The sequence below is a fragment of the Streptomyces sp. 4N124 genome (assembly GCF_052245395.1).
GTDB lineage: Bacteria > Actinomycetota > Actinomycetes > Streptomycetales > Streptomycetaceae > Streptomyces.
In genome coordinates, this window is record NZ_JBQQBS010000060.1 from 1 (window position 1) to 16,816 (window position 16,816).

Below are 16,816 nucleotides of genomic sequence, written 5' to 3' on the forward strand. Positions count from 1 at the left end.
TTCATAGTGTTTCGGTGGTCATAGCGTGAGGGAAACGCCCGGTTACATTCCGAACCCGGAAGCTAAGCCTTACAGCGCCGATGGTACTGCAGGGGGGACCCTGTGGGAGAGTAGGACACCGCCGAACAAAATTTGAGAAAACCCCCGTACCGATAACCGGTACGGGGGTTTTCTGCGTTCAGCTACCGTGTCAGGCATGAACTACAAGGTCCGTTCCATACGTGCCGACGAATGGCCCGCGGTGAAGGCCCTGCGGCTGCTCTCCTTGCAGGATCCCGTGGCGCATCTCGCCTTCCTGGAGACCTACGAGCAAGCCGTGGCGCATCCCGACTCCTTCTGGCAGGAGCGGGCCGCGTCGAGCGCCGACGGAGCGTCGGGTGCGCAGCAGATCATCGCTGAGGGGCCGGACGGGGAGTGGGTGGGCACTCTGACCGTGCTGATGGAGGAGGCCGGGGTGACGGACTGGGCCGGGTTTCCCGTCGAGCGCAGGCAGGGGCATGTGGTCGCGGTGTTCGTGCGGTCTGACCACCGTGGCATCGGGCTGACCGAGGTGCTCTTCGACGCCGGCCTGGAGTGGGCGTGGGCGCAAGGCGCCGAGCGGGTGCGGCTCATTGTGCATGAGGACAATGAGCGGGCTCAGCGGCTGTACCGGAAGGTGGGGTTTGTGCCGACCGGGGTGACTGTGCCGTTGCCGCAGGCTCGGGGGGAGCGCGAGTTGGAGTTCGCGATCGAGCGCGAGTGATGCGCGAGTGATGTGGGACGGCGTGCGGTGACGTCAGACCGGGAGTTCGTCGTGCGGCCAGCGGGTGCGGGCCTGTTCCCGGGAGCGGAGCAGGGCCAGGGTGGGCAGGCCCCGGTCCGCTCCGGTGGCCAGCAGCTCCGGGAGCTGGGGGAGTGGAGCCACGGCGGCGACGTCGTCGAGGACGAGCGTCAGTGGTGGGTCGAGGCGACCGGAGGATGACCGTTCGGCCATGCGCCGGCCGCGCTCGACCACGCTGGAGACGAGGGCCGTCAGGAAGGGCATCGCGCCGGGACTGGTCCTGGGGTCCTCGATGGATTCACCCACCACATAAAGCGTGCCCCCTTCGTCGACGAAGGAATCCAGGGCGAGGGCGTCGCTTCGGTTGGGCGTGCAGGTCTCTCGCACGTTGATCGTGGAGAGGGCGGAGAGGGCCCTGGTGGTCAACTCCTGTGCCATGTCCCTGCGTTCGGGATGCGCTGTGAGGGTGGCTTCCAGTTCGCCGGCGGCTCCCGGGGCTGCCTTCGGGTTCGTACGGAGGGTTCGTACGGCGTCCTGGACCTGCATGCCCTGTGACCAGCGGTGGACGTGGCGGATGGTGCGGCCGTCGATGGCGGCGGCGTGCAGGTAGCTCCGTAGGAGCGTTTCGGCGGTGTCGGCCATGGCCTGGTCGATCTTCGCGGTCGGGCGGACCGGGCCGAGCAGCGCCGCCGCTCTCGCGACCGCCGTCGCCTTGTCCTCGCAGCCGGCTGTGGGGGACCAGTGGAGGCGGGCCGGGGTGTCGCAGAGGTGCGTGGGGTCGTAGAGGAGGGTGGGGCCGAGTTTGGCTCGGAGGTCTTTGGTGTCCTGCCAGACGGATGGGTTGGACGTGATGACCAGGGTGGGGCCCGTCGCGTCTCGTACGGCTTGGGTTGCGGTGGTCTGGCGGGTTTCCCTGGGGGCTACGACGATCTTTTCCCGCCCGCCCACTCCGCCCGCCCCGCCCATCTCTTCACCGTTGACCGGGAAGGGGGCCGATTCCACCGGTGGCGCCGTCTCCTGCGGCAGCACCGCAGGCTCAGGCAGCGACTTCGGCTCGGGCTCCGCGCGCGGCATCGGAACCTCCTGGACGAGAGGTTCCTGCACCGGTGCCGTCCGTTGCACTCGCCTGTTTGCCCGGACCACCCGCCATCTCGCCACCGTGCCCATCACGAACACCGTGAGGACGACCAGGATCATCAGCTGGCCGATGAACAGGCCCCAGAAGAGGCCGTAGCCGGAGAGTTGGGCGGCGGGGGTGTCGGGCCAGGCGCCGGTGATGTCGTGGGGATGGGCGATGAGGTGGCGCATGGCGAGGGGGGTGCGGGTGAAGGTCACCGCCTCCGGCCAGGCGCCGTGGGAGAGCACGCCGGCCAGGCCCGCCGCCGACCAGATCAGCAGGGTCATGCCGAGGAGGAAAGCGAGTATGCCGATCAGCAGGCCGTCGGGGATGCCGCCCTGGGCGTTCTGACGGTGATTGCGGTCGTCGTGTCTCATGTCACGCTCTTCTCCACGCTTTTACGCCACCGTCGACTCCGAAGAGCCGTCCAGGTCACCCAGGTGTTGCTCCACGAAGGCCGCCGCCCGCTCCTCCGCCTCCAGCTCGGCGGCGCGCAGGGCGTCGTCCGTGAGGTGGTCGGTGGTGGACTCGGTCATGGCGCGGTCGGTGAAGACGAGGGGCCGTTCCGTCTCGGTGACCAGGTGTTTGACGACCTGGACATTGCCGTTGACGTCCCACACCGCGATGCCTGGAGTGAGCGTCGGGATGATCTCGACGGCCCACCTCGGCAGGCCCAGTACCCGGCCTGTCGCCCTCGCCTCGTCCGCCTTCTGGGCATAGATCGTCCGCGTCGACGCCATCTTCAGGATCGCCGCCGCCTCCTTCGCCGCCGCCCCGTCCACCACATCGGAGAGGTGGTGGACCACGGCCACGAAGGACAGGCCCAGCCGTCGGCCGAACTTCAGCAGGCGCTGGAAGAGCTGGGCCACGAAGGGGCTGGCGATGATGTGCCAGGCCTCCTCGACCAGGAAGATGCGCTTCTTCCGGTCGGGGCGGATCCAGGTGTGCTCCAGCCAGACGCCGACGATCGCCATGAGGATCGGCATGGCGATGGAGTTGCGGTCGATGTGGGACAGGTCGAAGACGATGAGCGGGGCGTCCAGGTCGATGCCGACCGTCGTCGGGCCGTCGAACATGCCGCGCAGGTCACCGTCGACGAGACGGTCCAGCACCAGCGCCACGTCCAGGCCCCACGCCCGTACGTCGTCTATGTCGACGTTCATCGCCTCGGCCGACTCCGGCTCGGGGTGTCGTAGCTGCTCGACGATGTCGGTGAGGACGGGCTGGCGTTCGACGATGGTCTCGTTGACGTAGGCGTGGGCGACCTTGAGGGCGAAGCCGGAGCGTTCGTCCAGGCCGTGGCCCATCGCGACCTCGATGATCGTGCGCAGGAGCGCGAGCTGGCCCGTGGTCGTGATCGCGGGGTCCAGGGGGTTGAGGCGGATGCCGTGGTCCAGGGCCGCCATCGGGTCCAGCCGGATAGGAGTTATCCCCAGCTCCTGCGCGATCAGGTTCCATTCGCCGACGCCGTCCTCGCCCTGGGCGTCGAGGACGACGACCTGGCGGTCGCGGAAGCGCAGTTGCCGTAGGACGTACGTCTTCTCCAGGGCCGACTTGCCGTTGCCGGACTCGCCGAGGACCAGCCAGTGGGGGGCGGGGAGCTGTTGGCCGTAGAGCTGGAAGGGGTCGTAGATGTAGCCCTTGCCGGAGTAGACCTCGCGGCCGATGATCACGCCGGAGTCGCCGAGGCCGGGGGCGGCGGTGGGGAGGTAGACCGCCTGGGCCTGGCCCGTGGAGGTACGCACCGGGAGGCGGGTCGTCTCGACCTTGCCGAAGAGGAAGGACGTGAAGGCGTCGGTGAGGACGGACAGCGGATCCCGCATCAGGTCCTACCTCCGGATGCCGGTGGCGAAGGGCAGTGTGTTGACGAACGCGCGGTGGTGCTCGCGGTCGCACCACTCGATCTTCAGGTACGACTTCCCGGCCGAGGCCCTTATGGTCCGCTTGTCGCGCGCCAGGGCTTCCGGATTGCGGGAGGAGACGGTGATGTAGCCGACCAGGTTGACCCCGGCCGCGCCGCTCGCGAGGTCTTCTCCGCGTTGGTCGAGACGGTTGTGGGAGGCGATGTCGCGCGGGTCGACAGTGCGGTTCATCTTGGCCTGGCGGGATGCCTCGGCCTCGTCGTTCGTCTTTTCGGTCAGCATGCGTTCAATGGCTACCTCGGTGGGCTCGAGGTCCATCGTCACGGCGACCGTTCGGATGACGTCCGGGGTGTGGACGAGGAGCGGCGCGAGGAAGTTGACGCCGACCGGGGTCATCGGCCACTCCTTCACCCAGGCCGTGGCGTGGCACCAGGGCGCGCGGGTGGAGGACTCGCGGGTCTTCGCCTGGAGGTACGTCGGCTCCATGGCGTCCAGCTCGGCCGGCCAGGCGTTGCGCTTCGTCATCGCCTGGATGTGGTCGATGGGGTGGTCCGGGTCGTACATGGAGTGGATGAGCGAGGCGAGACGGCCCTGGCCCAGCGGCTGTCGTACGCGGATGTCGGCTTCCTGGAGCCGGGAGCAGATGTCGGTCAGCTCACGGGCCATGACGACCGCGAGGCCCGCGTCCCGGTCCGCCTTGCCGCCGTGCGGGCGGGCCGCGCGTGCCATGGCGTTCGCCTCGGCGGCGAGTTCGCGGGAGTAGTGCATGCAGGCGACGAGGTAGGCGCGGTGCTGCTCGCTGCTCGTCGACACCATCGACTGGAGCTGGTCGTACGACTGTGACAGCCAGCCCGGTGCGCGGTCGTCGCCGCGTACGGCGACGTCCTTGGCGTGCGCGTCGGGGTCGGCGGGGAGGGTGCGGGCGAGCATCTGCAGCCGCGTGACGAATCCGTCGCCGTTCGCCACGTGCTTCAGCAGGGTGCCGAAGCGGTCGACGAGGGCTTCCTGGTCCTCGCTGTCGCGCAGGCCGACGCCGGGGCCCTCGATCTCGATGGCGGCGGTGACGGTCTTGCGGTCCGCGTGCAGCAGTACGGCGATCTCGTCGGGGCCGAACGGAGCGGCCAGCCAGGTGATACGGCCGATGCCCGGCGGTGGGCCCACCTCGATCTCACGGCCGTCGAGCTGGATGCCGGCCTCCATGACGCCGGAGCGGTACACGGTGCCCTGCTTGAGAGTGCGCTTGTACGTGCGGTTGATCTCGTACCACTTGTAGAACGTCCGGCGCTTGAACGGCACGTAGACCGCGGCCAGCGCGAGCAGGGGGAAGCCCATCAGCAGCACGATGCGCAGGGACAGGACGGGGACGAGGAGGCCGCACATCATGCCGAGGAACGCGCCCGCGATGATCAGCACGATCTCACCGGTCTCACGATTCCGGCCGACGATCGCGTTCGGCCGGGCGCGGCCGATCAGATATGTACGGCGGGGCGTGACCGGATGGGACAGGTGGGACTCGGTCGTCAACGCCCTTCACCTCCCGTGCGGTTGGTACTGCTGTTGCGTGTGTTGCTGGCGTGAGGTGTATTGACGTTGCTGCTCGAACGGGGGGCGGGTGCGGCGGAGGGGACGGATCCGCCGCCGTTCGAGTTGCGCGAGCTGTGCGCGGCGACGCCGCCGGAGGCGGGGTTGGCGGGGCGGGGCGTGTTGGCCTGGTTGCCGCCGCCGTTGTTGTCGGCGCGGGAGCTGTGCGTCTTGATGCCCTGCGCGACCAGGGTCGCCGGGGAGCTGATGACCGCGGCGGCCTTGCCTTCGGCGCCCTGCATGATGCGGTTGTTGCGGGAGCCGGCGATCTCGTCGCCGAAGCCGGGGACGAAGCGGTAGATCATCGCCGACGCGAAGATGGCCAGCAGGATGATGGCGAGGCCGGAGACGACGGCGGAGAAGGCGTCGGGGCCGTCGTCGGTCGACAGCGCGCCGGCGAGGCCCAGCACGATCACGATCACCGGCTTCACCAAGATCACCGCGATCATGATCCCGGCCCAGCGGCGGACGTGACTCCACAGGTTCTTGTCGACCAGGCCCGCGTAGACCACGGTGCCGAGGAGCGCGCCGACGTAGAGCAGGGCGGCTCTGATGACCAGCTCCAGCCACAGGACGCCGGCGGCGAGGATCGACACGAGCGAGACGACGATCAGCATGATCGGGCCGCCGCCGATGTCCTCGCCCTTCTCCAGGGCGCCGGAGAAGGTGCCGAAGAAGGTGTCCGTCTGATCGCCGGTGGTCTTCGCGAGGACGTCGGTGACGCCGTCCGTCGCCGATACGACCGTGTACAGGATCAGGGGCGTGAACGCGGATGCCAGCACCGTGAGCCACAGGAAGCCGATGGCTTCGCCGATCGCCGTGGAGAGGGGGACGCCCCGCACGGCTCGCTTGGCCACGGCCAGCAGCCAGAGCAGCAGCGTGAGGATGGTCGACGCCGCGAAGACGACGGCGTACTGCTGGAGGAATTTGGCGTTCGTGAAGTCGACGTTCGCGGTGTCCTGTACGGCGTCGCTGAGCTTGTTGACGGTCCAGGCGGCGGCGTCTGCGCAGCCCTTGGCGAGGGAGGAGAGGGGGTCGAGGGTGGAGGTGGGGTCGTTGAGGGTGGATCCGCCGCCGGTGCCGCTGCTGTTGTCGCCGCGTTCGCAGTAGTCCTTGGCGGGACCGTGGATCAGGTCGCACGGGTCGTTGCTGGGCGTAGGCGTGGGAGCGGCGAAGGCACGGGTGGCCGTGAGTAGCGCTGTCGCCTGTACGGCTGCGACGGCAGCGGTCAAGGTGAGTACGCGGCGGCTAGCGGGCATACGTGAACCCTCCGTACTCCTCGACGGCCTTGGCCATCTCGTCGGCGCTGGAAGCCCTGTCGTCGCCGGGTACAGGCGCGGGGCCGTCCTTCTGAGAGTGCGTCACGATCTTCCAGTCGCCGCCGGTCCACTCGAGATTCATGGTGATGGTGAACCAGTTGTTGGTGACTGGGTTCGTGGAGTTCTCGCCTGCGAGGCCCAGGAGGCCGCTGCACCAGACCTCCACGGTTGCGTTGTTGCCGGAGGCTTCGGTGACTTTGGTGCCGATCGGGCTCGTGCGGGACACGAATGTGTAGCCCTGCGGTGTGGAGCCGTCCTCGTTGAGACCGACGTTCTTGTTGAAGGCCGACGTGTAGGCCTGGTCCAGCGTCGCCTCGAACGATGAGACGCGGGAGGGCGTGATGATGGTCTGCAGGATCGCGTCGCGCCGGGTCTTGCTGAACATCTCGGCGGATCCCAGCGCGACCGAGTAGTTGGCCGCCGCGCTCTCCGCCCCCTGCTGGTTGTGCGCGTACCCCGTCGGAATCCCGCCCGCCGTCGACTCCACCGGCCGCTCCCCGCTCGCCGCCGTGCTCCCCGCTTCCGGCTTGCCGGCGCTCGTTTCGCCGCCCGAAGGGGAGTCGTCTCCTCCGCGGTTGGCGAATGCGATCGCGGCGATGAGGAGGACCACCACGCCCACCACCGTGATCAGGCTCCGCGAGGAGGACCGTGGGCCGCGCCTCGCGCCGCCGTAGACGTCACCGCCGCCCCCTTCGGGCAGCCGCGTGCGGGTGTGCCCCGTGCCGCCGTAACCCCCGGAGGGCTCGTGCTCGTCTCCGAGACTCATGCGCCGTACGCCCCCTCGATGTCATAGCGGACCGCGTAGATGTACGACGGTAGCCGTGCTGGTTCCCGCATGGGCGCGGTGTGGTGACTCGACATCAGGGACATCAGGGAAACGCAACCTCAGCCGGGGGCACGACGGGCGGGTGGGTAGGGGGAGGGGGACCGGACCGGCGCCCGGAGGGGCAGGTCGCTAGACGGCCATGCCGTACACGATGGTGAAGAGTGTGCCGAGTGAGCCGATGATGAAGACTCCGGTGAGGCCGGCGACGATGAGGCCCTTGCCCTGTTCCGCGCTGAAGGTGTCGCGCAGCGCTGTCGCGCCGATGCGCTGCTTCGCGGCGCCCCAGATGGCGATGCCGAGACAGAGCAGGATGGCGACCGCCATGACGACCTGGATCATCGTCTTCGCTTCGGCCCCCAGCGCCCCGAAGGGGCCCCAGTCCGGAGCGATCCCGCCGATGATGGTGTTGATGTCTCCCTTGTCGGCCGCAAAGAGCATGTAAGTCACCGCCCCTGTTGGGTAGTTCCGCATCCCCTGCGGTGCGCAGAGGTCAGGCCTCATTCTCGCCGACAATTCCGCTGTCGTATGTCGACTTGGCGTCATTGATGGGCGGGATTCGTACGAATAGCTCGTACGGTCACTCTGTGTATCACGGCGGGTTACGCCGGGCAATGAGGCCTGAGCGGAACCGTCGTGTGGTTCCGTCGTTGACCTCTCTTGCGATCATGCGCGGAAGGATGTTCTCCGGGTGAAGGCTATCCTCCGCCGGCCCGGGCGTACGAACGGGCCGCGGCTGAGCAGTCGTGGCCCGCCGGCGAGGTGACTGGGCGTCAGCGGGGCTTGATGCCGTGCAGCATGTGGTGGACCAGCTCGTCGACGCCGTCGAGGGCGGCCTCCGGGGTGAGCAGGCAGGCGGCCGTCATGGAGGCGAGTCCGTGGAGTGCGGCGCCGGTGAAGAGCGTGAGGTGCTCGGGGTCCGCCTCGATGATGTCGCCGCGCTGCTGGGCGTCGGCGAGGACGCGTGCCAGTGAACCGATCGTGCGGTCGACGGCGGCGGCCATCTGCTCGGCGGCGTCCGGTTCGTGCTTGCGGGCGTACATCAGCTCCAGCAGGGCGGCGTTGTCGATGGAGAACCGGAGATAGGTGCGGGCGAGCGCCGTGAGTCGGGGCTGGAGCGGCTGTGCGGGGTCGTCGGCGGTGTCCAGGGCCTGGGCGAGCCGCTCGTATCCGCTGAGCGCGAGGGCGTTGAGCAGGGCCTGCTTGTCCTTGAAGTGCCGGCCGGGGGCCGCGTGGCTGACGCCGATCTCGCGGGCCAGCTCGCGCAGGGACAGCTCGGCGACGCCCTTCTCCCGCAGGGTGCGCTCGGCGGTGGCGAGCAGGGCGGAGCGGAGGTCTCCGTGGTGGTAAGGGCGGCTGGCTGCGGGCATGGGGTTCATCGTAACTCGATGTAGGCGACGTCAGCTTTGTTGGCGATGCCATCTTTGTTGACATTGACAGCATTGTTGGCGCCGCCTACATTCGAGGCATGACTGAGAAGAAGACGGAAATGAGCAAGCAGATGGACAAATGGGATGTCGCGCGCCTCCCCGGCCTCACCGGCCGCACCGTCGTCGTCACCGGCGCCAACAGCGGCATCGGGCTGACCGCGGCGGACGCGCTGGCCCGCGTGGGGGCGCATGTGGTGTTCGCCGTACGGGATCTGGAGCGCGGGCGGGCGGCAGCGGCGACCGTGTCCGGGAGCACGGAGGTGCGGCGGCTGGATCTGGCCGATCTGCAGTCCGTGCGTGACTTCGCGGACGGATGGCGGGACCCGATCCACGTCCTGATCAACAACGCGGGCGTGATGATGCTGCCGCGGCAGCGGACCCGGGACGGCTTCGAGATGCAGTTCGGCACGAACCATCTGGGCCACTTCGCCCTGACGAACCTGCTGTTGCCGTATGTCCAGGACCGGGTGGTGACGCTGTCGTCCGGCGCGCACCGCTGGGGAGCGGTGACCATCGCCTTCGACGACCTGAATCTGACGGCCGGGTACACGCCGCGCCGGGCCTACGCCCAGTCCAAGCTGGCGAACCTGCTCTTCACGCTGGAACTGCAGCGGCGGCTGACGGAGTCGGGGTCGTCGGTGCGGGCGTATGCAGCCCATCCCGGGTACGCGGCGACCAACCTCCAGAGCCACGCGGCGAATCCGGTCGCCCGCGCCGGGATGGCGTTGGGCAACAGGTTCTTCGCTCAGGACGACCGCGCGGGCGCCCTGCCCACGCTGTACGCGGCGACGCAGGATCTGCCGGGTGCGAGCTACGTCGGACCGGACGGGCTGGGCGAGCTGCGCGGCGCGCCCACGCTGGTGGGCCGTACGCAGGCGGCGAGCGATCCGGCGGTGGCCCGCCGCCTGTGGACGGTGTCGGAGGAACTGACCGGAGTGACCTGGCCGTTGAGGCAGCCGGCCGCCCAGCGATAGGGGGACCGACCGCTACGCCGTCAGCCCTCCGGCTGCGTCACGGTCAGCGCCCACCGAAGGGTGTCCGCCGAGGCATCCACACCCACGCCGAAAGACCCGGTAACCACGCCGGCGGGCAGGGTCACCGAACCCACCCCCGCCGTCCCGGCAGGACAGTCGACCGAGAACGCGGCGACCTGCACGCCCTGCGAATCCATCGTCACCCGCACACTTCCGCCGCCCTCGCAGGCCACCGTGAGCACGGTCGGCAGCCCCCGCCACGCGCCCCCCGACACGACACCGCCGTCCCCCGTCCGCTCGTCCACCCAGACCAGGCCCTCCGGACCGGGATGGGGCAGCAGGCCGTCGTCGCTCGACGCGGCGGCCGGACCCGCCGCACCCCCGTCAGCCCGCAGGCCACCAGCACCGTCACGGCCAGCGCACGACTCGTCCGTCTCAACTTCGCTCCCCTGTCGATGTGTTGCGGAACCCACAGTCTGCCGGGGCGCGTGGTGTCGTACATGAGTACGGGTACTCATGGGAGGTGGTCGACCGATGCCGGTGTCGGTGCCCAGTCTGCTCGGGGTCTTTGCCCATCCGGACGACGAGTCGCTGTTCTCGGGTGGAGTCCTCGCCCGGCATGCCGCCGCGGGCGCCAGGACCGCCGTCGTGACGGCGACCTGGACCGAGGGCACCCGGCGTGGTGCGGAACTCGCCGAGGCGCTGGGGATCCTGGGTGCGGGCGGGCCGCGGATGCTCGGCTATGCCGACGCCCGGGTGCCGGAGTCCGCTCCTGGGCGGGCGCGGCTGTGCGAGGCGCCGCTCGACGAGGCGGTGGGGCGCCTGGTGGCGCATGTCCGGCAGTTCCGCCCGGAGATCGTGGTCACCCACGATGCGTACGGCGGGGTGACCGGCCACCCGGACCATGTGCACACCCACCGGGTGACCACGCTCGCCGTCCAGGCGGCCGGGCTGGAGCGGCTCTACCCGGAGGCCGGTGAACCCTGGCGGCCGAGCGCGCTCTACCTGGCCACGCACCCGGACTCGGCTGTCGAGGCACTCAGCGAGTTCGCGCATGTCGGCAAGGCCATGAGAACGGTCCCCGACGAGCTGATCACCGCGACGGTCGACGTGAGCCCCTGGCTGGAGCGGAAGTGGGCCGCCGTACTGGCTCATCGCAGTGAGGTGGAGCGGGGCGCCGCGCCGGGCCTGCTCGCCGGTTTCCCGGCGGCCGTCCGGGAACGGTTCCTGTCCACCGAGTGGTACATCCGCCACGACACCGTCTCCAGCGCGTCGGCCCAGACGGAACTGACGGTCTGAGGACGAGACAGGCGGCCCGGCTACGTGCTCACCTCGCTCTCCAGCCTCCGCTTGAGATTCCGGTAACTGACCGGCGCCCCCTTCGCGGCCTGCTTCCGCACCAGCGGCAGCAGCGGTACGCCGATGCCGTGCGGGTCGAAGTCGAAGGTGAAGGTGATGCGGGAGGCGGTGCCGTCGGCGACCGGCTCGACGGTGATGGTCATCGATGGGCGCAGCGGTCCGTCCAGGCCACGGACGCTCCAGCGGGCCGGCGGCCGGGACTCGGTCACCTCCTGCGTGTACGTCCGCTCGCGGGGCCCGATGCGCCGGGTCGTGGTGAACCGTCCCGGCGCCTGCTCCCGTACGCGTACGACGTCGCCCTGCCACTCGGTGAAGTGGGCCGGGTCGGTGACGTACGAGAAGACCTCGGCGGGCGGCCGGGCGATCTCGATGGTGGATACGAGGGGTGCCATGATGCGGCTCCTCACGTGTCATGTCGGCTGGGCTTGTGCTGTCCCCACCTCCATGACGGATCCCGGACGGCGTTTGTGACCCGCCGAGAAGTCAGCTCGCGAACATTCCGGCGGTCGCGTTGACCCAGGTGCCCGTGATGGCGGCAGCGGCGTCGGAGGCGAGGAACGTCGCCAGGGCGGCGATGTCCGCGATCCGCGGCGAGCGCTTCGTCATCCGCAGGCTGTCCAGGTGGGAGCGGATGCCGTCCACCGCGGCCTCGTCCATGGCCGGGGCGCCTGCCGCGGTGAGCTTCTCGGGGGTCAGGCTGTCGGTGACACCCGCCGTCCAGATCCCGCAGACACGGACGCCGGCCGGGCCGACCTCCTGGGCGAGCTGGCGGATCAACGCGTCGATCGCGCCGTCGGCCGCGGCGGTGCCGCCCATCATCGGGCTGCCGTTGGCGGACCCGCTGTCCAGGGAGAGGATCACTCCCGAGCCCTGTGCGGCCATCCGGCGCGCCGCCGCCCGCGCGGTGATGAACTGGCAGGTGATCCCCTGCGTCACCGGACGTGTGTAGTCCTCGACCGACATCTCGGTCAGCGGTACGCCCTGGAAGTCGCCCCGCGGCACCAGGTTGACGGAGATGTCGATCCGCCCCGCCCGCTCGACGACCGACGTCGCATGGGACTCGACGGCGTCCTCGTCCCGCGCGTCGAGCACGTCGTACTCGGCACCGGCCTCGGCGGCGGCCTTCCGCAGCGTGTCCTCCGTGCGGCCGACGAGGAACACCCGGGCCCCCGCCTGTACGTACGCCCTCGCGACTCCCGCGCCGAGGGAACCGGCTCCGCCGTAGACGACCGCGACCTTGTTCTTCAGCATGGCTTTCCGCCTCCGTGGCTGGGGCGCCCTGTGCGCCCGTCACTTCGTGGGACGCGCAGGACGGGAAAACTCATCGCGGCAGCGCGAAATCCGTCCTCAGAGCGCCATCAGAGCGTCATCGGCAGTCCGAACGCGGGGAACAGATGCGGTTCGAAGGTGGTGATCTGGGCGACCCGACCCTCTGCGACCCGCAGTACGTCGATGAGCTGCGCCCGGAACACGCTGGTCCCGGGCCGTTGCAGATAGCCGGCGACCGCCAACTGGCCGTTGGCCCGCACCGGTACGACCCTCCAGTGCCCGGCGAACATCGGCGACGCGGGATCGAGGTTCGGCCGTACGAAGGCGAACATCGCGTCCCGCGAGGTGAACCAGAACGGGTTCGGCGGCATGGTGAGCACGACGTCCTCGCGCACCAGCTCGACCATGGCGTCGATGTCGGTCCGGGCGAAGGCGTCCATGTAGCGCTCCAGCAGCGCCAGATCCTGGGTGCTGCGGCCGACCAGTCCTCGCGCCGCCCCGGCAACGCCTGCCGCAGCGCCGAACGGCCTCGCTGCACAGCGCTGTTGGCGGAGGGGACACTGGTGTCCAGCAGCCCGGCGGTCTCCTGGGCCGACCATCCGGCGACGTCGCGCAGGATCACCGCGGCCCGTTGGCGTGGCGGGAGCTGCTGGATGGCGGTGAGAAAGACCAGTTCGAGCGTCTCGCTCGCCACGGCCTGCTCGTCGGGCTCGTGCTGCGGCGCGGGGACCTCGGGCAGCTGATCGTCCGGGAACGGCTGCAGCCACGGCAGCCGCGGGGGCGGCGGGCCGTCTCCGGAGTCCATGCCGGGTACGGGTTCGTACGGGGTCGGGCGCCGGTTCTGCTTGCGCAGGAAATCGAGGCAGGCGTTGGTGGCGATCTTGTACAGCCAGGCGCGCGGGTTGTCGACGCCGTCCAGCGTCTCGCGGGCACGCCAGGCCCGCAGGAACGTCTCCTGGGTGAGGTCCTCGGCCTCGTCGTACGAGCCGAGCAGGCGGTAACAGTGGACGCGGAGTTCGCGGTGGTGGGCCTCGATGAGGACCGTGAGGGCGTCGTCCTCGCCGGATTTCGTCACGTCGGCGGGCGTGACGTTTTCGGCGGCGTCACGTGCCTCGCGGGCCAGACGCCGGAGCTGGGCGAATCGCGGTGACAGGGCCTCCACGTCGGCCTGGAACGCGAGCGCGGGTTCCAGACGCAACCGGGTCAGCCGTTCCCCGAGGTCCGACACCAGCTCCTGGGTGGGGACACCGGCTGGCCGCCGTCGCTCGCGGTAGGCGCGCTGCCGGCACGCCTGCGAGCAGTACGACGCGGTCCGCCCCGGGCCGCCGGTGCTGTCGATCGTTCGCCCGCAGGCTTGGCAGCGCGCTGTCACGCGTCTACGCGCCTTCTACGAAGTGGTCGAACTCGCCCGCCTGCACGCCGAGGACGAAGGCGTCCCACTTGCGGCGGTTGGTGGTGACCACGTTGTCCGGGGCGCTGGTCTCGCGGATGTAGACGGGCGCGTCGCCGTCGTCCCCCTCGCCGAAGGCGATCTCGATCCAGGGGCCGGGTCCGGTGGCGTCGGGTGGGGCGGCGCGTTCCCAGGTGAGGTTCGGGGGGATGTCAGGCACGGGGGGATTCCGTTTTGAGGGTGGCGAGGAGGGCGTCGAAGGCGGCCGGGCGGGCGTCGAGTATGACCCCGCGGGGGTCGGCGCTTTCGGTGAGATGGATCGTTCCGGCGGATGTGGCTACGTGGACGCAGGAGTTGCCTTCGCTGCAGTACGACGACTTCTGCCAGTGCAGGTTCATGGACTCGCCTCACAGCTCTCGCATGACGTTGTGGATCAGGTCTCGGGTCTTCTCGGGGCTCAGGGCTACGGCCTCGATCCTTTCGAAGAGCGTCCGGTACTTGTGCAACTGGGCTTCGGCATCGAGGAATGCGACCCCATGAGACTGGTCGAGCTGAACAGTGTCCAGTTGCGGTACGGGACCGCGGGCGTAGTAGATCGATTGCCCGGACCCGGGGTAGGCCCCGACGTCGAAGGTGATGGCGCGCAGGGTGATGTGGTCCCGCTCGCTCATGTCGAGCAGGTGCTGCAGCTGCTGTCGGGCCACAGTTGTGCCGCCGACCTTCATGCGCAGGGCGGCCTCGTGGATGATCGCCGCGTACGGGGTCGGCTTGTCCTCGCGGAACAGGATCGTCTGGCGCTTGATGCGGAACGACAGGCGGTGCTCGATGTCGGGCGGTGAGAGTTCGGTGACCGCCTGACGGAAGATCTCGAGTGCGTACTCGCGTGTCTGGAGCAGTCCGGGAACGCGGGCCGTGGTGAAGTCGCGCAACGACCGGGCGTGGTGCTCCAGTTCGGCCAGATCGAGGAGCGGACGGGAGAGCTGCTCGCGGTACTCCTCCCACCAGCCGCGCTTCCGGTCGCCGGTCATCCCGGCGATCGCCTCGACGAGGGCCTTGTCCGGGCAGTCGTAGTGGCAGGCCAGTGTGCGTACGCGCTCGGCGCTCACACCGAGTCGGCCGGTCTCCATGTTGCTGACCTGCGCCTGCTTCATGCCGAGCAACTCCGCGGCCTGCGTTGAGGTCAGGCCTGCGCGCTCGCGCAGTTTGCGTAGCTCGGCGCCAAGCCGGAGTTGACGTCCCGTCGGGTTGGTCCTCACGGGCATCCCCGTCTCTCCCTGCGCGCTGCCGTCACCCACACGGATGAATGCTTTTAGTATCCCCGGGTTTGGGAGAAGAATATATCCGGAGCCCGCTACCTTCGTAGTGAGGCCCCAACTCCCCTCAGTGATCGGAGACGTCCATGTCCACCGTATCCCCGCCCTGGACCTACACCCTCCACCTCCCACACGATCCCCGCGCCCCCCGCATCGCCCGCGCCACCCTCCGTACCGTCCTCGCCGCCCACGGGCTCACCCACGTCATCCCCACCGCCGAACTCATGGCCTCCGAACTCCTCACCAACGCCCACCTCCACACCGCCGGCCCCTACGCCCTCCGCGTCCGCCCGATGGAATCCGAACGCCTCCGGGTCGCCGTATGGGACACCGACCCCCGCGTCCCGCCCGGCTTCACCACCGACGGCGCCGCCGTCGCCGTACCGCCGGACGATGCCGAATCCGGACGCGGCCTGCACCTCGTCCGGGCCTGTGCCGACTCCGTCGGTGTGTCCGTGCTGCGGGAGTTGGGCGCGTCCAAGGGCGGGAAGCTGCTGTGGGCCGAGTGTCCTTTCGTGTGATCACACCGGACCTTCGGGGCAGTCTCTAGACTGACGTGGGCGCAATCCCGGGCGGCGAGGGGCGGTTGACGGTGCGTAAGGCATGGATCGTGGCGGCTGCCGCGCTCGCGGCGGGGCTCAGCTTCGTGATGCTGCTCGTCGTGGGTGTCTACATCGTCGCCGGGAACCTTGCCAACGGGGTCGGCGGAGGCGCGAAGACGCTCGCCAAGGGGGCCGTGCCCGCCGCCTATCAGCCGCTCGTGCAGAAGTACGGCAACATGTGCCGCGCGATCAATCCCGCGCTGCTCGCCGCCCAGCTGTATCAGGAGAGCGGGTTCAACCCGAGCGCGCGGAGCGCGGCGGCGGCGCAGGGGATAGCGCAGTTCATCCCGGGGACCTGGGCCACGCACGGCGTCGACGGGGACGGGGACGGGGACCGGGATGTGTGGGATCCGGCCGACGCGATCCCGTCGGCCGCTTCGTACGACTGCAAGCTCGCGTCGTATGTGAAGGACGTGCCGGGCGACGCGACGAAGAACATGCTTGCCGCCTACAACGCGGGGGCGTACGCGGTCATCAAGTACGGGGGTGTGCCGCCGTACGCGGAGACCCAGAACTACGTGAAGACCATCACGACCCTTGAGGACAGCTTCGCGGCGCCCGTCTCCCGGGTGGACCCCTCCAGGCAGGCCGCCGGCGCCATCTACTATGCCCAGAAGAAGCTCGGCACGCCCTACCTGTGGGGCGGCAACGGGACCGCCGACCAGGGAGGGCGGTTCGACTGTTCCGGGCTGACCAAGGCGGCGTACGAGAGCGTCGGGATCACGCTGCCCCGGGTCGCCAACGACCAGTACAACGCCGGGCCGCATCCCTCGCGGGCGGAGCTGCTCCCCGGGGACCTGGTGTTCTTCTCGGACGACCTCACCAATTCCCGGGCCATCCGGCACGTCGGGATGTATGTCGGCGGCGGGTACATGATCGACGCGCCCCGGCCGGGTGCCGTGATCCGGTTCGACCCGATCGACACCCCCGACTACTTCGGGGCGACGCGGGTCACCGAGGACGGTGGGAAGGCGCTGGCGCTGACGGGGCAGGGATGAGCGTCGTAGGCTCTCGGAT

Annotated in this window: 19 protein-coding genes, 1 rRNA gene and 1 pseudogene; 6 read left to right on the plus strand and 15 right to left on the minus strand. The window is 69.5% G+C overall.

Annotated features, from left to right (window positions below; translation table 11 throughout):
* Nucleotides 1-10: 10 nt before the first annotated feature.
* Together rrf and ACTWQO_RS39520 are read left to right on the plus strand one after the other, a co-directional pair.
* Nucleotides 11-127, plus strand: a 5S ribosomal RNA gene (gene rrf, locus ACTWQO_RS39515).
* A gap of 69 nt (nucleotides 128-196) precedes the next feature.
* Nucleotides 197-742: a GNAT family N-acetyltransferase gene (locus ACTWQO_RS39520; RefSeq protein ID WP_443242211.1), complete on the plus strand. Its 546-nt coding sequence runs from the start codon at nucleotides 197-199 to the stop codon at nucleotides 740-742.
* Between the two features lie 33 nt (nucleotides 743-775).
* Here the strand turns inward: ACTWQO_RS39520 and ACTWQO_RS39525 are convergent, their stop codons facing one another.
* The 7 genes from ACTWQO_RS39525 to ACTWQO_RS39555 form a co-directional block, all read right to left on the minus strand.
* Nucleotides 776-2,254 carry a TraM recognition domain-containing protein gene (locus tag ACTWQO_RS39525; protein WP_443242212.1) on the minus strand — a complete coding sequence of 493 codons (1,479 nt, stop codon included), beginning with the start codon at nucleotides 2,252-2,254 and terminating at the stop codon, nucleotides 776-778.
* Nucleotides 2,255-2,275: 21 nt separating this feature from the next.
* Nucleotides 2,276-3,700, minus strand: a complete 1,425-nt coding sequence (locus ACTWQO_RS39530) for an ATP-binding protein (protein ID WP_443242213.1) — start codon at nucleotides 3,698-3,700, stop codon at nucleotides 2,276-2,278.
* A gap of 6 nt (nucleotides 3,701-3,706) precedes the next feature.
* On the minus strand, nucleotides 3,707-5,263 hold the full coding sequence (locus ACTWQO_RS39535; protein ID WP_443242214.1) for an SCO6880 family protein: 1,557 nt from the start codon (nucleotides 5,261-5,263) through the stop codon (nucleotides 3,707-3,709).
* Nucleotides 5,260-6,579 (minus strand): hypothetical protein, encoded by a 1,320-nt coding sequence (locus ACTWQO_RS39540; RefSeq protein WP_443242215.1) that lies wholly within the window; start codon nucleotides 6,577-6,579, stop codon nucleotides 5,260-5,262. The genes ACTWQO_RS39535 and ACTWQO_RS39540 overlap by 4 nt, the downstream gene beginning before the upstream one ends.
* On the minus strand, nucleotides 6,569-7,405 hold the full coding sequence (locus ACTWQO_RS39545) for a hypothetical protein (RefSeq protein WP_443242216.1): 837 nt from the start codon (nucleotides 7,403-7,405) through the stop codon (nucleotides 6,569-6,571). The genes ACTWQO_RS39540 and ACTWQO_RS39545 overlap by 11 nt, the downstream gene beginning before the upstream one ends.
* Nucleotides 7,406-7,594: 189 nt before the next feature.
* On the minus strand, nucleotides 7,595-7,903 hold the full coding sequence (locus ACTWQO_RS39550; RefSeq protein WP_210582519.1) for a hypothetical protein: 309 nt from the start codon (nucleotides 7,901-7,903) through the stop codon (nucleotides 7,595-7,597).
* Nucleotides 7,904-8,235: 332 nt separating this feature from the next.
* The gene (locus ACTWQO_RS39555) at nucleotides 8,236-8,841 is read right to left on the minus strand and encodes a TetR/AcrR family transcriptional regulator (RefSeq protein WP_443242217.1); all 606 of its coding nucleotides are present in this window, start codon (nucleotides 8,839-8,841) and stop codon (nucleotides 8,236-8,238) included.
* Between the two features lie 89 nt (nucleotides 8,842-8,930).
* On the opposite strand from ACTWQO_RS39555, the gene ACTWQO_RS39560 reads away from it, so the two are divergent.
* Nucleotides 8,931-9,866, plus strand: a complete 936-nt coding sequence (locus tag ACTWQO_RS39560) for an oxidoreductase (protein WP_443242218.1) — start codon at nucleotides 8,931-8,933, stop codon at nucleotides 9,864-9,866.
* A 20-nt stretch (nucleotides 9,867-9,886) separates the two neighbouring features.
* Here the strand turns inward: ACTWQO_RS39560 and ACTWQO_RS39565 are convergent, their stop codons facing one another.
* A complete protein-coding gene (locus ACTWQO_RS39565; protein WP_443242219.1) occupies nucleotides 9,887-10,171 on the minus strand; it encodes a hypothetical protein in 285 nt (94 codons plus the stop codon).
* A gap of 235 nt (nucleotides 10,172-10,406) precedes the next feature.
* On the opposite strand from ACTWQO_RS39565, the gene ACTWQO_RS39570 reads away from it, so the two are divergent.
* Nucleotides 10,407-11,165, plus strand: coding sequence for a PIG-L deacetylase family protein (locus tag ACTWQO_RS39570; RefSeq protein ID WP_443242267.1), 759 nt, complete (start codon nucleotides 10,407-10,409; stop codon nucleotides 11,163-11,165).
* A 20-nt stretch (nucleotides 11,166-11,185) separates the two neighbouring features.
* Here the strand turns inward: ACTWQO_RS39570 and ACTWQO_RS39575 are convergent, their stop codons facing one another.
* The 7 genes and pseudogenes from ACTWQO_RS39575 to ACTWQO_RS39605 all read right to left on the minus strand — a co-directional run bounded on the left by ACTWQO_RS39575 (nucleotide 11,186) and on the right by ACTWQO_RS39605 (nucleotide 15,146).
* Nucleotides 11,186-11,617, minus strand: a complete 432-nt coding sequence (locus ACTWQO_RS39575) for an SRPBCC family protein (protein ID WP_443242220.1) — start codon at nucleotides 11,615-11,617, stop codon at nucleotides 11,186-11,188.
* A gap of 91 nt (nucleotides 11,618-11,708) precedes the next feature.
* Nucleotides 11,709-12,476: an SDR family NAD(P)-dependent oxidoreductase gene (locus ACTWQO_RS39580; protein ID WP_443242221.1), complete on the minus strand. Its 768-nt coding sequence runs from the start codon at nucleotides 12,474-12,476 to the stop codon at nucleotides 11,709-11,711.
* A 107-nt stretch (nucleotides 12,477-12,583) separates the two neighbouring features.
* Entirely contained in the window at nucleotides 12,584-12,934 is a 351-nt protein-coding gene (locus ACTWQO_RS39585; protein ID WP_443242222.1) for a nuclear transport factor 2 family protein, read from the minus strand.
* A gap of 122 nt (nucleotides 12,935-13,056) precedes the next feature.
* A pseudogene (locus ACTWQO_RS39590) lies at nucleotides 13,057-13,866 on the minus strand (sigma-70 family RNA polymerase sigma factor); the annotation flags it as partial.
* A gap of 4 nt (nucleotides 13,867-13,870) precedes the next feature.
* Complete coding sequence (locus ACTWQO_RS39595) at nucleotides 13,871-14,104, minus strand: DUF397 domain-containing protein (RefSeq protein ID WP_443242223.1); 234 nt, start codon at nucleotides 14,102-14,104, stop codon at nucleotides 13,871-13,873.
* Nucleotides 14,097-14,282: a DUF397 domain-containing protein gene (locus ACTWQO_RS39600; RefSeq protein ID WP_443242224.1), complete on the minus strand. Its 186-nt coding sequence runs from the start codon at nucleotides 14,280-14,282 to the stop codon at nucleotides 14,097-14,099. The genes ACTWQO_RS39595 and ACTWQO_RS39600 overlap by 8 nt, the downstream gene beginning before the upstream one ends.
* Nucleotides 14,283-14,291: 9 nt before the next feature.
* Nucleotides 14,292-15,146 carry a helix-turn-helix domain-containing protein gene (locus ACTWQO_RS39605; RefSeq protein WP_443242225.1) on the minus strand — a complete coding sequence of 285 codons (855 nt, stop codon included), beginning with the start codon at nucleotides 15,144-15,146 and terminating at the stop codon, nucleotides 14,292-14,294.
* A 137-nt stretch (nucleotides 15,147-15,283) separates the two neighbouring features.
* Here ACTWQO_RS39605 and ACTWQO_RS39610 point away from each other — a divergent pair, with 137 nt between their 5' ends.
* The gene (locus tag ACTWQO_RS39610) at nucleotides 15,284-15,718 is read left to right on the plus strand and encodes an ATP-binding protein (protein ID WP_443242226.1); all 435 of its coding nucleotides are present in this window, start codon (nucleotides 15,284-15,286) and stop codon (nucleotides 15,716-15,718) included.
* A gap of 65 nt (nucleotides 15,719-15,783) precedes the next feature.
* Complete coding sequence (locus ACTWQO_RS39615) at nucleotides 15,784-16,797, plus strand: C40 family peptidase (RefSeq protein ID WP_443242268.1); 1,014 nt, start codon at nucleotides 15,784-15,786, stop codon at nucleotides 16,795-16,797.
* The last annotated feature ends 19 nt before the right edge of the window (nucleotides 16,798-16,816 follow it).

Coding starts and splice junctions, on each gene's coding strand:
- ACTWQO_RS39520 (WP_443242211.1), top strand. CDS start 197: ATGAACTACAAGGTCCGTTCCATACGTGCCGACGAATGGCCCGCGGTG.
- ACTWQO_RS39525 (WP_443242212.1), bottom strand. CDS start 2,254: ATGAGACACGACGACCGCAATCACCGTCAGAACGCCCAGGGCGGCATC.
- ACTWQO_RS39530 (WP_443242213.1), bottom strand. CDS start 3,700: ATGCGGGATCCGCTGTCCGTCCTCACCGACGCCTTCACGTCCTTCCTC.
- ACTWQO_RS39540 (WP_443242215.1), bottom strand. CDS start 6,579: ATGCCCGCTAGCCGCCGCGTACTCACCTTGACCGCTGCCGTCGCAGCC.
- ACTWQO_RS39545 (WP_443242216.1), bottom strand. CDS start 7,405: ATGAGTCTCGGAGACGAGCACGAGCCCTCCGGGGGTTACGGCGGCACG.
- ACTWQO_RS39550 (WP_210582519.1), bottom strand. CDS start 7,903: ATGCTCTTTGCGGCCGACAAGGGAGACATCAACACCATCATCGGCGGG.
- ACTWQO_RS39555 (WP_443242217.1), bottom strand. CDS start 8,841: ATGAACCCCATGCCCGCAGCCAGCCGCCCTTACCACCACGGAGACCTC.
- ACTWQO_RS39560 (WP_443242218.1), top strand. CDS start 8,931: ATGACTGAGAAGAAGACGGAAATGAGCAAGCAGATGGACAAATGGGAT.
- ACTWQO_RS39575 (WP_443242220.1), bottom strand. CDS start 11,617: ATGGCACCCCTCGTATCCACCATCGAGATCGCCCGGCCGCCCGCCGAG.
- ACTWQO_RS39580 (WP_443242221.1), bottom strand. CDS start 12,476: ATGCTGAAGAACAAGGTCGCGGTCGTCTACGGCGGAGCCGGTTCCCTC.
- ACTWQO_RS39585 (WP_443242222.1), bottom strand. CDS start 12,934: ATGGACGCCTTCGCCCGGACCGACATCGACGCCATGGTCGAGCTGGTG.
- ACTWQO_RS39600 (WP_443242224.1), bottom strand. CDS start 14,282: ATGAACCTGCACTGGCAGAAGTCGTCGTACTGCAGCGAAGGCAACTCC.
- ACTWQO_RS39605 (WP_443242225.1), bottom strand. CDS start 15,146: ATGCCCGTGAGGACCAACCCGACGGGACGTCAACTCCGGCTTGGCGCC.
- ACTWQO_RS39610 (WP_443242226.1), top strand. CDS start 15,284: ATGTCCACCGTATCCCCGCCCTGGACCTACACCCTCCACCTCCCACAC.